13 protein-coding genes are annotated in these 13,297 nt (G+C 41.6%); 7 read left to right on the top strand and 6 right to left on the bottom strand.

Going from position 1 to position 13,297, the window contains the following annotated elements; translation table 11 throughout:
• Positions 1-134: 134 nt before the first annotated feature.
• Positions 135-683, bottom strand: a complete 549-nt coding sequence (locus AC6JA8_RS16370) for a chalcone isomerase family protein (protein WP_497974756.1) — start codon at positions 681-683, stop codon at positions 135-137.
• Between the two features lie 131 nt (positions 684-814).
• Positions 815-2,647, bottom strand: a complete 1,833-nt coding sequence (typA, locus tag AC6JA8_RS16365; RefSeq protein WP_497974755.1) for a translational GTPase TypA — start codon at positions 2,645-2,647, stop codon at positions 815-817.
• Between the two features lie 91 nt (positions 2,648-2,738).
• Between typA and AC6JA8_RS16360 the strand changes: the two genes are divergently transcribed.
• The 7 genes from AC6JA8_RS16360 (at position 2,739) to aepY (ending at position 10,679) form a co-directional block, all read left to right on the top strand.
• On the top strand, positions 2,739-4,568 hold the full coding sequence (locus AC6JA8_RS16360) for an ABC-F family ATP-binding cassette domain-containing protein (protein ID WP_497974754.1): 1,830 nt from the start codon (positions 2,739-2,741) through the stop codon (positions 4,566-4,568).
• Positions 4,569-4,713: 145 nt separating this feature from the next.
• Entirely contained in the window at positions 4,714-5,661 is a 948-nt protein-coding gene (locus AC6JA8_RS16355; protein WP_185903089.1) for a TauD/TfdA family dioxygenase, read from the top strand.
• Positions 5,649-6,398, top strand: coding sequence for a phosphocholine cytidylyltransferase family protein (locus AC6JA8_RS16350; protein WP_102244883.1), 750 nt, complete (start codon positions 5,649-5,651; stop codon positions 6,396-6,398). Before AC6JA8_RS16355 ends, AC6JA8_RS16350 begins: the two co-directional genes overlap by 13 nt.
• Complete coding sequence (locus tag AC6JA8_RS16345) at positions 6,398-7,261, top strand: CDP-alcohol phosphatidyltransferase family protein (RefSeq protein ID WP_497974753.1); 864 nt, start codon at positions 6,398-6,400, stop codon at positions 7,259-7,261. The genes AC6JA8_RS16350 and AC6JA8_RS16345 overlap by 1 nt, the downstream gene beginning before the upstream one ends.
• Positions 7,258-7,893 carry a LysE family translocator gene (locus AC6JA8_RS16340; protein ID WP_497974752.1) on the top strand — a complete coding sequence of 212 codons (636 nt, stop codon included), beginning with the start codon at positions 7,258-7,260 and terminating at the stop codon, positions 7,891-7,893. The genes AC6JA8_RS16345 and AC6JA8_RS16340 overlap by 4 nt, the downstream gene beginning before the upstream one ends.
• Positions 7,890-9,512, top strand: coding sequence for a phosphoenolpyruvate mutase (gene aepX / locus AC6JA8_RS16335; RefSeq protein WP_497974751.1), 1,623 nt, complete (start codon positions 7,890-7,892; stop codon positions 9,510-9,512). Before AC6JA8_RS16340 ends, aepX begins: the two co-directional genes overlap by 4 nt.
• A 9-nt stretch (positions 9,513-9,521) precedes the next feature.
• Positions 9,522-10,679 carry a phosphonopyruvate decarboxylase gene (aepY, locus tag AC6JA8_RS16330; RefSeq protein ID WP_497974750.1) on the top strand — a complete coding sequence of 386 codons (1,158 nt, stop codon included), beginning with the start codon at positions 9,522-9,524 and terminating at the stop codon, positions 10,677-10,679.
• Between the two features lie 406 nt (positions 10,680-11,085).
• Here the strand turns inward: aepY and AC6JA8_RS16325 are convergent, their stop codons facing one another.
• The 4 genes from AC6JA8_RS16325 to AC6JA8_RS16310 all read right to left on the bottom strand — a co-directional run bounded on the left by AC6JA8_RS16325 (position 11,086) and on the right by AC6JA8_RS16310 (position 13,242).
• Positions 11,086-11,439, bottom strand: a complete 354-nt coding sequence (locus AC6JA8_RS16325; RefSeq protein ID WP_497974749.1) for a COG3650 family protein — start codon at positions 11,437-11,439, stop codon at positions 11,086-11,088.
• Between the two features lie 80 nt (positions 11,440-11,519).
• The gene (locus tag AC6JA8_RS16320) at positions 11,520-12,389 is read right to left on the bottom strand and encodes a hypothetical protein (protein ID WP_497974748.1); all 870 of its coding nucleotides are present in this window, start codon (positions 12,387-12,389) and stop codon (positions 11,520-11,522) included.
• Positions 12,365-12,790: a hypothetical protein gene (locus AC6JA8_RS16315; RefSeq protein WP_497974747.1), complete on the bottom strand. Its 426-nt coding sequence runs from the start codon at positions 12,788-12,790 to the stop codon at positions 12,365-12,367. The genes AC6JA8_RS16320 and AC6JA8_RS16315 overlap by 25 nt, the downstream gene beginning before the upstream one ends.
• The gene (locus AC6JA8_RS16310) at positions 12,772-13,242 is read right to left on the bottom strand and encodes a redoxin domain-containing protein (protein ID WP_497974746.1); all 471 of its coding nucleotides are present in this window, start codon (positions 13,240-13,242) and stop codon (positions 12,772-12,774) included. Before AC6JA8_RS16310 ends, AC6JA8_RS16315 begins: the two co-directional genes overlap by 19 nt.
• Positions 13,243-13,297: the final 55 nt, after the last annotated feature.

Here is a 13,297-nt window from a genome sequence, read left to right as displayed (position 1 = left end):
ATCTTGAGATAAGATTTATATCTATATGTTTTTATTGTGTCAAGTAGGATTGTTTATAGGTATTTTCTATCAAAAATGGCGAAGTTTTGGGGCGCCCTTGGGGTAAGGGCGCGATAATATTATGTATTCCAAACCTACTGGCCAAGTAAACCCTTAGTTAGACCTTCGTCTAGAGGGTTAATAAACCACATATTCAGGATGGCATGAGAGAAAGCAGCATCGCCGGCCTTCGGGAAGCTTTTCCCTGCAAGTGTTAGCACAACGCCGTCAGGAAGGAAGGTGAAGACCATTCTTTCGCCTTTTTTAATGTCGGTAAAGTTGTTGTTAAAAGCTTCAAAGGTAGCAAGCATGTTTTTATATGTTTCTTTATTAGCGCCTTCGAAAGCTTCTTTATAAGTTTTTTTAAGATCTTTTGCGTCTACGTCGCGGACAAATTGCATAGTGATTTGTTTCGGCTCATTTGTTCCCAGAAATGCTCCTGAGTTTGTAGTTTTTGCCGTCAGGTAAAGCGCCCCGTAATACACTTTGATTTTTAAGAATGTCGCTTTTCTGATCCCCACTCCGTTAAGTACTAACTCTTTTCCTGCAACAGTGACTTTGTCGTCAAAGGCAATTGAGTCAACAGTCAGGGCGTGAGCGCTTACAGAAAACAGGGTTACTAGTCCTAGAACTAAACTTCTCATTTCAACTTTCCTTGTTAGAGTTTCTTAAACAATTCTGCTTCACTCTGAAGGGCATTGTAAAGTTTGGAAAAAGGCAAAAAAAAAGGCCTGCGATGTACGCAGGCCTTTGTGATCTTTTATTAAAAAAGAAACTATCCTCTAACAACTGAACGCTTGTTTTGAGCAAGTTCTTTCTTTCTGATACGGATTGAAGTTGGAGTTACTTCTACCCATTCATCGTTGTCGATCCAGTCTAGTGCCCATTCAAGAGTTCTTGGAGCGATAGGTGGAAGAGTGATGTTTTCGTCTTTACCTGCAGTACGAACTGAAGATAAGTGTTTTTCACGAACAGCGTTTACGTTTGTATCGTTTGGACGAGTGTGTTCACCGATAACTTGTCCTTCGTATGTTGGTTCCCCTGGAACTACGAATTGTCTACCAACGCTTAGAAGGTTAAATAGAGCGTATGGAGTCATCTTTCCAAGGCGGTCAGAGATGATTGCACCGTTTTGACGAGCAAGCATTTCTCCTACGAATGGACGGTATCCAAGGAATTCAGAAGACATTAAACCAGCACCTCTTGTGTCCGTTAAGAACACTCCACGGTAACCAATTAGTCCTCTTGAAGGGATGATGAACTCAACTCTTGTTCTGTCTTCTCCAAGTGGCATCATGTTTTCCATGATCCCTTTTCTGATAGATAGTTTTTCAGTGATTGGTCCAGTTGCATCTGAAGGAATATCTAGAACCACTTTTTCAAATGGTTCCATTTTTGTTCCATCTTCAGCAGTTTGGAAAAGTACCTGAGGACGACCAACCATGAACTCGAATCCCTTACGACGAAGTTCTTCGAATACGATTGCTAGCTGAAGTTCACCTCTTCCTTTTAGGATGTAAACTTTTGGATCGTCAGTTGGTTCATATTGAAGAGCAACGTTTGTTCTAACAGAGTCTTCTAGGAACTCTTCTAGTTTTCTAGAAGTTAGGTATTCACCTTCTTGTCCTGATAGAGGAGAAGTTGAAACTGAAACCTGAACCCCTACAGTTGGAGGTTCAACAGTGATACGTGGAAGAGGTTCGATCTTAGTTGTAGAAACAACTGTGTCACCAATTTTTGCATTAGTGATACCAGCAATTGTAACGATCTCTCCAGCGCGAGCTTCATCAACGTCGATGTTTCTTAGAGCTGAGAACTCTTGAATCGCTGTAATTTTGTATGATTTGTTTTTTCCTTCGATATCGCAAAGTGTGTAGTTACCATTTTTCTTGATAATACCTCTTTGAATTCTTCCGATAACTAATGGCCCCAGGTAGTTTGAGTATCCAAGGTTTGTTACTAGAAGCTGAAGGTCTTCACCTTGAGCTACTTGTGGTTCTGGATAGAAATCAGAAACCATGAAGTCTAGAATAGGGTGAACGTCAGTTCTAACGACTTTTGGATCGTGAGTTGCCCATCCAGATCTAGCAGAAGCGTAAAGGATAGGTACATCTAGATCGAAATCAGTGATATTTAATTGATCTGCCATTTCCAGGAAAAGGTTTTCAATATCGTTTTTAACTTCTTCAATTCTTTCATCTGGTCTGTCGATTTTGTTGATAACAACAGAAATCTTAATTCCTCTCTCCATCGCCTTTTGAAGAACGAAACGAGTTTGAGGAAGTGGTCCTTCAGAAGCATCTACTAGAAGTAGAACCCCATCAACCATCATAAGTGAGCGTTCAACTTCTCCACCGAAGTCGGCGTGGCCTGGAGTATCCAGAAGGTTAATTTTTGTATCTTTCCAAATGAACGCACAGTTTTTAGCTGTAATTGTAATCCCGCGTTCCTTTTCGATATCGCCTGAGTCCATTACACGTTCAGCAACTTGTTCGCGCTCGTCGAATGTATTTGATTGCTTTAAAAGACAATCAACCATTGTTGTTTTACCGTGGTCAACGTGAGCTACGACGGCAATGTTTTTTAGTTTTGAGTAATTCTTAGACATAGAAGGCTAATCCTTGGTTTATGGCATGGTCAAAATTTATAATGAATTTTGGGAGACTTTAGCATAAGATGGCCCCTATAGCGAGAACACAATGATACAGGCCAAAAATTTATCCAAACATTTCGGTGCACAAGAGTTATTCAGTAATGTCAGTTTCCAATTAGGACCAAGAGAAAGAGTCGGTCTGGTTGGAAGAAATGGCTCGGGTAAATCGACGCTTTTTAAACTAATTCTCGGAGAGTTATCTGCTGATGGGGGAGAAATATCTATCCCAAAGGGGTATAGACTCGGTGCCCTTGAACAACATATTCACTTTACCAAGCCTACTGTCCTGGAAGAATGCACTCAGGTTTTAAACCCTGAAGATTTCAAAGAACATGAGGCCGAAAAAATTCTTTTTGGTCTGGGGTTTTCGGAACCCGACCTCGCCCGTGACCCCAAGAGCTTTTCAGGCGGTTATCAAATCAGGATCAACCTGACGAAGGTGCTTTTGCAGTCGCCGGATCTTCTGCTTCTGGATGAGCCTACCAACTACCTCGACATCGTCAGTATGAGATGGCTTAAGAGCTTTTTAAAGAATTTCCCCGGGGAAATTATGCTCATCACCCACGACCGCGAGTTCATGGATGATGTTGTGACTCACACAATGGGGCTTCACCGTCAGCAGTTAAAGAAAATCAAAGGCGATACCGCTAAATTTTACGAACAGATTCTTCAAGACGAAGAAATGTACGAAAAGACGCGCGAAAATTTAGATAAAAAACGCAAGGAAATGGAAGCTTTTATCGAGAGATTTAAAGCGAAAGCTTCTAAAGCAGCTCAAGCGCAGTCGAGAGTAAAGGCGCTGGAGAAAATGAGTTCGATGGACAAGCTTGCGGACGTTGATTCGCTGGGCTTTAAATTCCGTTTTGTGGAGTGCCCGGGCAAACAAATCGCCGAAGTCAAACACCTAAGTTTTCACTATGAGGGAAAAGAAGAAAATCTTTTTCACAATCTGAGTTTTCCGATTAATCGCGAAGACAGAATCGGGATCATTGGGAAAAACGGAAAAGGAAAATCGACACTACTAAACATTATCGGCGGATATTTAACCCCGGTCACTGGAAAAGTGAGCTTTCACCCTTCAGCGCAGATTGGCCATTTTGGTCAAACCAATATCAATCGCCTGAACATGGAAAACACGATTGCTGAAGAAATTCAGCAGGAAAATAATGATCTTTCAATTTCAAGTGTACGCAATATTTGTGGAACGATGATGTTTGAAGGAGACTTGGCAAAAAAGAAAATTAAAGTTCTTTCCGGGGGAGAAAGGGCCCGTGTTCTGTTGGGGAAAATCCTGGCAAAACCGGCAAACCTGTTGCTTCTGGATGAGCCCACCAACCACTTGGATATGGAATCAATTGAGTCTTTAACCGAAGAGATTGGCAACTTTCCCGGTGCCGTTGTGATTGTTACCCATAGTGAGATCATGCTTAAAAACCTAGCGACTAAACTGGTTATTTTCCACAATGGGAATGCTGAGTTTTTTAATGGAACTTACGATGATTTCTTAGAAAAAATCGGATGGGAAAGCGAAGAGACAAAACCAAAAGTTGAGACCAAAAAACTTTCGGAAAAAGAGATTAAACAAAAAAGGGCCGAGCTTACTATTGAGCGCGCCAAGCAAACGAAGCCGATTAAAGAAGAGATTGAGCGCCTGGAAGGTGAGATCACTAAGAACGAAGACCTGCTTAAGCGCATCAATAACGAGTTAGAAAAGGCCACGCTTGCCAACGATACGGCCAAGTTGACTGACTATGCCCATGCAGTCGGAAAGCTTAATCACATGATTGATGAGCTCTTTGAAAAGCTGACCAACTCCAATGAAAATCTAGAATTTATCCAGGCCAAATACGATAAAGAGTTGGACTCTCTGTCGTAACGCGCGTGGCGTAAGGCTTCTTGCACTTACATTTACACAGAGCGCATCGAGAGTTTTTCTCATGAGCCTTATTAGGTTGTTTTCCCCTCCTGAGAGTGCTATTTTTACCGCACTTTTTAGGATTACTTTTTCGAGGGAAAACCCGATGTTAAATGACAATTTTACCTATGCTTTTTCAACAGAAGCACAAAACGAAATTTACGACTTCATTAAGAACCTTCATCAGTACGATCGCATCGAAGACGCTAAGACGTTAGAGAGTGACGACTGTCCAACTTTTTTAAAAGAAGTTGAAGAGATTAGAAACGAACTGGAAAACGGAAAGCGCATCGTTATCGTTAGACCATTTGTTGATCTTCACAATAAATATACAATTCAAGAACAAAGAACGATCAGCTGGCTTTTAGGAAACGTACTTGGTGAGCCACTAGTGCAAAACGAAGCAGGTGATAAAGTTATTTGTGTTTTCGATCGCGACCGTCACAACACAATGGTGAAGGGGGCTCGTTACCACCAGACTCGCGAAGGTGGAACAATCCATACTGATAACGTGAACGTTCCATACCACTGGGAATACCTGGTGCTTTCTTGTATTGCTCCGGCAATGGCAGGTGGAGAAAACATTCTGGTGAACGCCCTGACAGTTCACAAGATCTTAAAAGAAAAACACCCGGACGTTTTATCGATCCTGGAAAAGAATTTTATCTGGGAACAACGTGGAGTGGCCGATGCGACTTACGAAGCTCCAATCCTGACTTACAATAAAAAAGGTGAGCCAATGTTCCGTCACCTTCGTCCATACATGGAATCAGCTCACAGAAAAACGAACAACCCGTTAACTGAAGAGCAGATGTACGCGATTGATACTCTGGACTCGGTTATCGAGCACTCAGATAACCAATACCGCCACACTTTTAAAGCGGGAGAAATTCTTCTGACTTACGATTCACAAGTGCTTCACGGAAGAACTTGTTTCTCGGATTCACTGGATGCAGTGACAATCTTTGATTATAAAAAAGACCACAACAGACCATTAAAGCGCACGATGGATCGCCTATGGGCAAAAAAGAGAGGTAATCTGTGTCTAGTTTAACTGCTCTTATTTTGGCCGCAGGATACGGCTCGCGTATCGCTGACGTGACAACAAACCCAAAGTCGCTTTTAACAATTAAAGAAAAAGCACTAATGGACTGGCACTTCGACAGCCTTGCAGCTGTTGGAGTTAAAGACGTTGTCGTGGTGACTGGATACAAACGCGAAGTGCTTGAAGAGTACCTACAAAAATTTAAAAGCAACTTCAACTTAGCTTTCGCCGTTAACGACGACTACAAAGTTAAAGGAAACACTTATTCACTTTTCTTTGGTCTGGAAAAAGTAGAAACAGATTTTCTTCTGTTTGATGCTGACTTAATTTATGAAACTCAAATTCTAAGAGCTTTCGTTGAAGATACAAACCCTAACCAGATCCTGGTTGGAGAGAGTTCAATCGATGATATCGAATGTGCAAAGACGATGATCGATAAAGACGGTTTTGTCCGCATGACAATCGATAAGCGTGCAGTCTCTGCAGAAGAGCGTGAAAAGTACACTTTTGCTGGTGAGGCGATCGGTATCCTGAAATTCTCTAAAGAGTACAGAGACGATATGTTCAACGAGTGCAAGAAGTTCCTTGCCGATGAAAAGAACGTTTCTAAAAACTGGGAGCACGTGATGAACGAGTTCCTGCATACGCACGATATGTCAGTTCACCAGTCAGTAAGTGACAAGTGGGTTGAGATCGATAACCGTGAAGATTATGAGCGCGCGAAAAAACTTTTTGGAGAAGTGTAGTGACTTGGCTTGCAGAATATAGAAGTTCATTAAAAAACGTGCATGCAGAAGAATTTCTGGATGTTTATTTTTTCAGACCGATTGCTTTTGTAATCGTAAAGCTTTTATACCCGCTTCCGCTGACACCAAATAATTATTCATTCGCTTCTTTTGTTTCAGGTTTTACTGCTGCATGGTTTTTCTACAAAGCGGAGTTCCAATGGGGAGCTTTCTTTTTCTTCCTATTTGCTGTTCTGGACTGCTGTGATGGAATGCAGGCGAGAATGAAAAAGAACGGTTCTGAGTTTGGCCGTTTTATCGATGGCTTGGTCGACTATACCTCAAACATCGCTTGTTATATTGCCCTTGGTTTTGGTGTGACGAAAGCTATGCCTATGATGGGTTCTATCCCGACAGTTTATCTGGTGGTTGCTGCCGGATTAAGTAAGGCGCTACACTCGATTATCTACGATCACTATTTGATGGAGTATCTTTCATACGACCGCGGAGACGGCGGCTTTGTTCAAAGAGAAGTTGAAGAGCTTCGCGAGAAGCTTGCTGTGGCGAAGGCCAATCCAAAAGAATCAAAAATTCGCCTTTTTATGCTGACGACATACTTAGGTTTCAGCACACTTCAAGCAGGTAACGAAGGACGTTCTTTAAAGTTTGAATGCAAAAATTATATTGAGAAGAATTACCGTGCGATTCAGTTATGGGGTCTTATCGGGCCGGCATGGCATATCGCTTTTCTTATTTTTGCACTTTTATTCGACAGGCCTGAATGGCTTTTTGGTTACGCTATTATTTTTGGCAACACCTGGCTGGTGATTATGTTGATCTATCAACAAAAGATTTATCACCGCCTGGAGAGTGCTCAAGCATGATCGCACTTATCCTAGGTCTCGCTATTGGTTTTTTAATGTGTATTCCGGTTGGCCCAATCAACGTTTGGGTAGTGAATACTCTGCTTAAACATAACTTTCGTTCTGCTTTTTCGATTGCCCTGGGTGGCTCAGTGATGGACTTCACTTATTTTATGATCATCCTGACCGGGCTTTCATTGTTTTCTTTTTCTCCAAAGATGACGATGTTCTTTAAAGTGGCCGGTGTGATTTTTCTTTTTGCTTTTGGATTAAAAGAAATCCTTAGCCCGAGTCAGAGTTTTGAAGAAGATGAAGACACAAAGAAAAAGATCCCGAGAGCATCGAGTTTCTTTTTACTGGGAGTTTTAATTTATACATCAAACCCGACACTGATTGCGACTATGTCAGGGCTGGCGGCCATCATTAAATCGTGGAACGCTTTTGATTTTAACTATTTTAATTATTTTTTCCTGTCGCTAGGAATTGCTGTCGGTTCGGCGAGCTGGTTCTTTCTTTTATTAAAGATGGTTCAGCGCTACCAAAACCGCATCCCGCAGAAGTTTTTCCATCACTTCAGCCGCACCTCGGGTGTATTGATTGTGATGTTTAGTTTATTTATGGCATTTAAAGTTTATAAGGAAGTGTACCTATGAAAAAGTCAACGCAACTAAGACAGATGCTTCAGTCTAATGAGCTGGAGTTTTTAATGGAAGCCCACAACGGGATTTCTGCAATCATCGCTCAGGAAGCGGGATTTAAGGGGATCTGGGGATCGGGTTTATCAATCTCTGCTTCACTTGGGGTAAGAGATAACAACGAAGCTTCATGGACTCAGGTTTTGGACGTTGTTGAGTACATGAGTGACGCTACGAAGATTCCTATCCTGCTTGATGGTGATACTGGGTACGGAAACTTCAACAACATGAGAAGACTTGTTATGAAGCTTGAGCAACGTGGAGTTGCCGGGGTTTGTATCGAAGATAAAATCTTCCCAAAAACAAACTCGTTTTTAAGGACGGAGGCGCAGCCGCTGGCTGATATAGAGGAGTTCTGTGGAAAAATCAAAGCTGGTCAAGACACTAAACTTGACGATGACTTCAACATCATCGCTCGCGTAGAAGCTCTTATCGCTGGATGGGGACTACAAGAAGCAGTTAAAAGAGCAGACGCTTATAGAAAAGCGGGAGCTAACGCCATTTTAATGCACTCTAAAATTTCAAAGCCAGATGAAATTCTAGCTTTCATGAAAGAATGGGGTGAGAGATCAAAAGAATGTCCGGTTGTTATCGTTCCAACTAAATACTACGCAACTCCGACAAACGTCTTTAGAGAAGCTGGTGTTTCGACTGTTATCTGGGCCAACCACCAAATGAGAATGGCCGTAACAGCTATGCAACAAGTAACTAAGACAATCTTTGAAGAGCAATCTTTAATGAACGTTGAAGATAAAATCGTATCAGTTGCAGAACTTTTCCGTCTGCAAAATGATAAAGAACTTGAAGCTGCTGAGAAGAGATACTTAACAGTGGCAGACGCTGACGCTCCAAGAGTTGTTCTTCTAGCGGCATCACGTGGTGCTGAATTAAAAGAATTAACTGAAGACCGTCCAAAGGTTCTGATCGATATCAACGGAAAGCCATTAATTGAGCAATCAATCAATAACTTCTACGCTCACGATATTAAAGATATCGCGATCGTTACTGGCTATAAAAAAGAAGCTTTCAAATTCCCGAACATCAAGTACGTGAACAATGAAAACTTTGAATCGACTTCAGAGCTTGCTTCATTATTTTTAGCTAGCAAACAAATTGTAGACAATACAATCATCTCTTACGGTGACATCCTTTACAGAAAATACATCCTTTCTCGCCTATTAGAAGAAAAAGGAGATATTACAATTGTTGTTGATGCCACAATTAACAACCGCACAGCTGATTATAAAGGTGACTTTGTTCTTTGTTCTAGAAACCACAGCACTAACTACAATGAAGCTCCTGCTGAACTTCAAGGAATCAAGTTTGGAACTGCAAGCGAAAACAAAGAAGCAAGCGGTGAGTGGATTGGTCTTGTGAAGACAAATAAAGTTGGATCTGAAGTTCTATCTAAGGCCCTTACTGAGCTTTCGACAACTCCAGACTTCAATAAACTGAAGCTTCCAGATTTAATGAACCACCTTCTGTCTAAGAAAGTTAAAATCAATGTTATGTACATTGACGGGCACTGGATGGATGTTGATAGCTACGCAGACGTTTCAAAAGGACAAAAATTCTAAGGATAATTTATGATTACAGCTGATAAATTTCTAATTCCGGCACGCGAACTTGGGTTTAACTTCTTTACGGGGACTCCATGTTCATATTTAAAGCCGTTCATCAACTACGTTATCGATACAGACGGGTTTGATTTCGTCGACAGTGTTAACGAAGGGGATGCAATTGCTATCGCGGCCGGAGCAACAGTTGGTGGGAAACGTGCGGTTGTTATGTTCCAGAACTCAGGTTTAGGAAATGCAGTTAACCCGATTACGTCACTGACTTATACGTTTAACATTCCGGTTATGATCATCACGACTCTTCGTGGAGAGCCTGGTGGCCCTGCTGATGAACCTCAACACGAACTGATGGGGCAAATCACAACGGCAATGCTTGAGACGATGAGACTGAAGTGGGCCTACTTTCCGCAGACGGAAGAAGAAGTAGCTCCTGCTTTAAAAGCAGCTGATGAATACATGAAAAAACACAATCAACCATTCGTGTTTGTCATGAGAAAAGACGACATCGCTGAATACAAACTTCAAAAGAAGCCAGCGGCTTCTAAAAAAGATTTCAGCATCACTCACACTGATCATTTTGAACTTGATTACAAAGCACGTACGACAAGAACTCCGGTTCTTGAAGTGCTTCAAAAATCTGTTGGACTTGAGGCCGCAGTGATTGCGACAACTGGTAAAACAGGAAGAGAGTTCTATGAAGTCGGTGACCAGAAGAACCAGCTTTATATGGTGGGTTCTATGGGGTGTGCGCTGGCCTTTGGTCTGGGCCTTGCCATGGTAAAGCCTAAGCTTAAAGTTATCGTTATTGACGGTGATGGAGCGCTTTTAATGAGAACTGGATCAATGGCGACAGCGGGAGCTTACAAGCCAAAGAACTTAGTTCACATCCTGATTGATAACGAAGCTCACGATTCAACTGGTGGACAGGGAACTGTGACTGGTGGAGTTTCATTCGGAACAATCGCCGCTGGATTTGGTTACGATAAAATCTACTCAACTGACCGCTTAGAGAAATTCTCAGAGATCGTTGAAGAGGTAAAAAAGAACGATGCAGTGACATTCGTTCATATGAAAACGCAAAAAGGTTCTCCTGAGAAATTAGGAAGACCTAAAGTGACTCCTGCTGAAGTGTCAGTGAGATTTGCGGAGTTTGTGCAGTCTAAATAGCGCCTGACCAAAATATTGTTTTAACCTGATACAAATCATGTAGAAAAGGCCGAAAAAGGGCGATGATGATTATGTAGAAAGAAGAAACAAAGGAGGCAATATGAGAAAACGCCAAAAGTTTCGTTTCTCTAGGACTAGGACGGACTAGAAACTTTCTTGAATGTGTATCACGAATCCAAGGAGGTAAAATGAGAATGTCTAGACTACGGTATAGCTTCTCGAGATCTAGGACCTTGACCTCATCATGAGAAAAGCAGGTTTTTAGGTTTGCGCTCAATGCCCTGGTGCTTGTTGCAAGCAAAAGCGTTTAGCAGATTATCCAGAGGTAGAGTCCACTAAGAACTTAAAGATTAACTAAAACTAAGAAGAAGGCCCTCGTTTGAGGGCCTTTTTTATTGCAGGAAAATTACTTTGTGATTTCGTTGCAGCATCCGTAAAGAACTGTGTTACCAGTTGTATACATGATGTGTTTTTCATAAATATTATCGCTCATTCCATCATTACATTCACCAGTAACGATTGTTGCTTTTGCGTTTTTAGTTTCAACTACGAATGCGAAGTCAGGAGCTAGCCCTTGAGCATCTACACGTGACATGATTTCTTCTTTCGTTGTTGTTTCATCGGCCATGAATTCATTGAAAGTAACAGTGTTTCCTTCAATCTTTAGATCCCAGAACGGCTCAGTTCCGCTACATGAATAATCAGCGGCCATTGCAGATAATGATAAAAGCATAGTCATTAAAGCGATTGTTTTTTTCATAAAGACTCCTAAGGTATTGGTTGGGGCAGTCATACCAGAAATCGGGAGTCGGCTCTATAAGGCCTGTAAAATTGATCTATTTAAAGTAGCTCAGACCAGGTCATTCCCAGGGAAAGAGAGCGATAAAGGGCTGAATTCCTGCTTTTTCCCAAGAGAGTGCTGTCGCTGTAGTTCAGGTTAAGGCTGGCATTTTTCTGAAAATTCCAGGCAGGAGATAGGGAAACTTCCCAAAATTGAGAGGCGATGAGGGTCTGGTTTTGGTACTGCTTTTTGGCCAGGTAATTCCATTGTAGGGTTGATGAAAGGTCAATTTCACTGCTGAGTGAATAGGTATAAGTTCCTGCCGTTGAAAAAGCATAAGTTGAGTTGAGATGTTTTTGTTTGGGAAGATACTGAGGTGTGAGACTGGCCTTAAAATCTCCACGTACCATGACAACGGGAAGATCAATCTTATAAAAACCTGTTCCGCGTATATCAGTGCGAAGATTTTTTTGTGAATTGAAATTATTTTCTCCAAAAGGAGCAGTGAATTTAATCCCGGTAAAAAGGCGGGGAGTCCATGAGTTGTAATTGTAATTTGTCAGGGCCTCATAAAAAACGCCAATACCAAAATCACCAAGACCTGAGTCTGTTTCATTTTTCCCCAGGCGTTTAGCTTCTTTTTGAATGAAAGAAAGACTGGTATTGCCCTGGAAGCGGTCAGTGAAGAGTCTTTTGTATTCGATGGAGCTGGTGATGGTTTGATCTTTGTTGCCATCGTCGTCCATCAGGGCCTTACCATCGTTATTAGTCTGCCCGATATCTCTTCTTAAAAGAGTTGAAAAAGTCCATTCCTGTAAGTGATCAGCAATCATGAGAGAAGCCGCAGACTGTCCACCCCCACAGCATGAAGCGGAGTAAACATTACTTGAAAGAAGAATCAGAATTAAAGCACTAGTGATTTTTGCCATGAGGAGATCACCTGATTGTTTTCTAAAATTTCAATATGTAAAACCCAAAGACCGGGCATGATAAAGGCCAGTTCTGAAAATTCATAACTCACAGAAGAAAGCGCAGTAATAACAATGGGAGAAGACCCATGCCCCATGTCTGGCATCCAGATATAGGCGTTTAGACTTTGAGTTGCTTTTAGAGGAGAGCTGAGTGTGATTTCAAAAATCCCCAGTTCACTTAATGAAGGAGGGACATTCCATTTTAAAGAAAATGAATTCTCTGCTCCAGGAAGTTGTTCTTCCAGCAGGATGCTTCCGGCGATTTCTTTTGTTTTTTCCAGCTTGTTAAAAAGGGGAGATTTCCCGCATGAGGCCAGAGTCAAAAGAAGAGCAAAGAGGATTATCTTAAAATAATGCATCCGAGTGACCTTGTTTCTTTCTCAGTGATGGCCTGGTTATTGGCAAGTTCAGTGAGAGCATTTTTTAAATAGAGTTTTTTAGCACTGTAGGGATTTGTTCTTTCAGTCACGCCACCGCTATAGAGCACGTCATTATTTTCATTCAGGATGAAGGTTTGAGGTGTGCGGTTAGCTTTAAGAAAATCGGCCATCTTTAAATCACTGTCATCGATGATTGGAAATTCGGCCTTGTAGTTTTGTCTGATTTCTTCAATATCTTTAGCGCTCGCATTTCTTACCGAATGAACTCCAATGAATTCGATCTCTGGAAAAGTCCTGGCCATTTCATTGATATAGGGGATGTTTTGTTGAGTGCATGGGCAAGTTTTACTTAAGAACACCAGCACCTTTGTTTTTTTATCCGTGTTTAAATTCTTTTCTTTCCCGGAAGGGTAAGAAGTGAGAGTCGGCATGGGAGCTGCAGAAACTCCCAGTGAAAAGAATATGAATAAAAAAAGCAAGGTGCTT

It is taken from the genome of Bacteriovorax sp. HI3 (assembly GCF_059738875.1).
The sequence above is the reverse complement of the archived record's forward strand: the minus strand, read 5'-3'. Positions and strand labels throughout refer to the sequence as shown.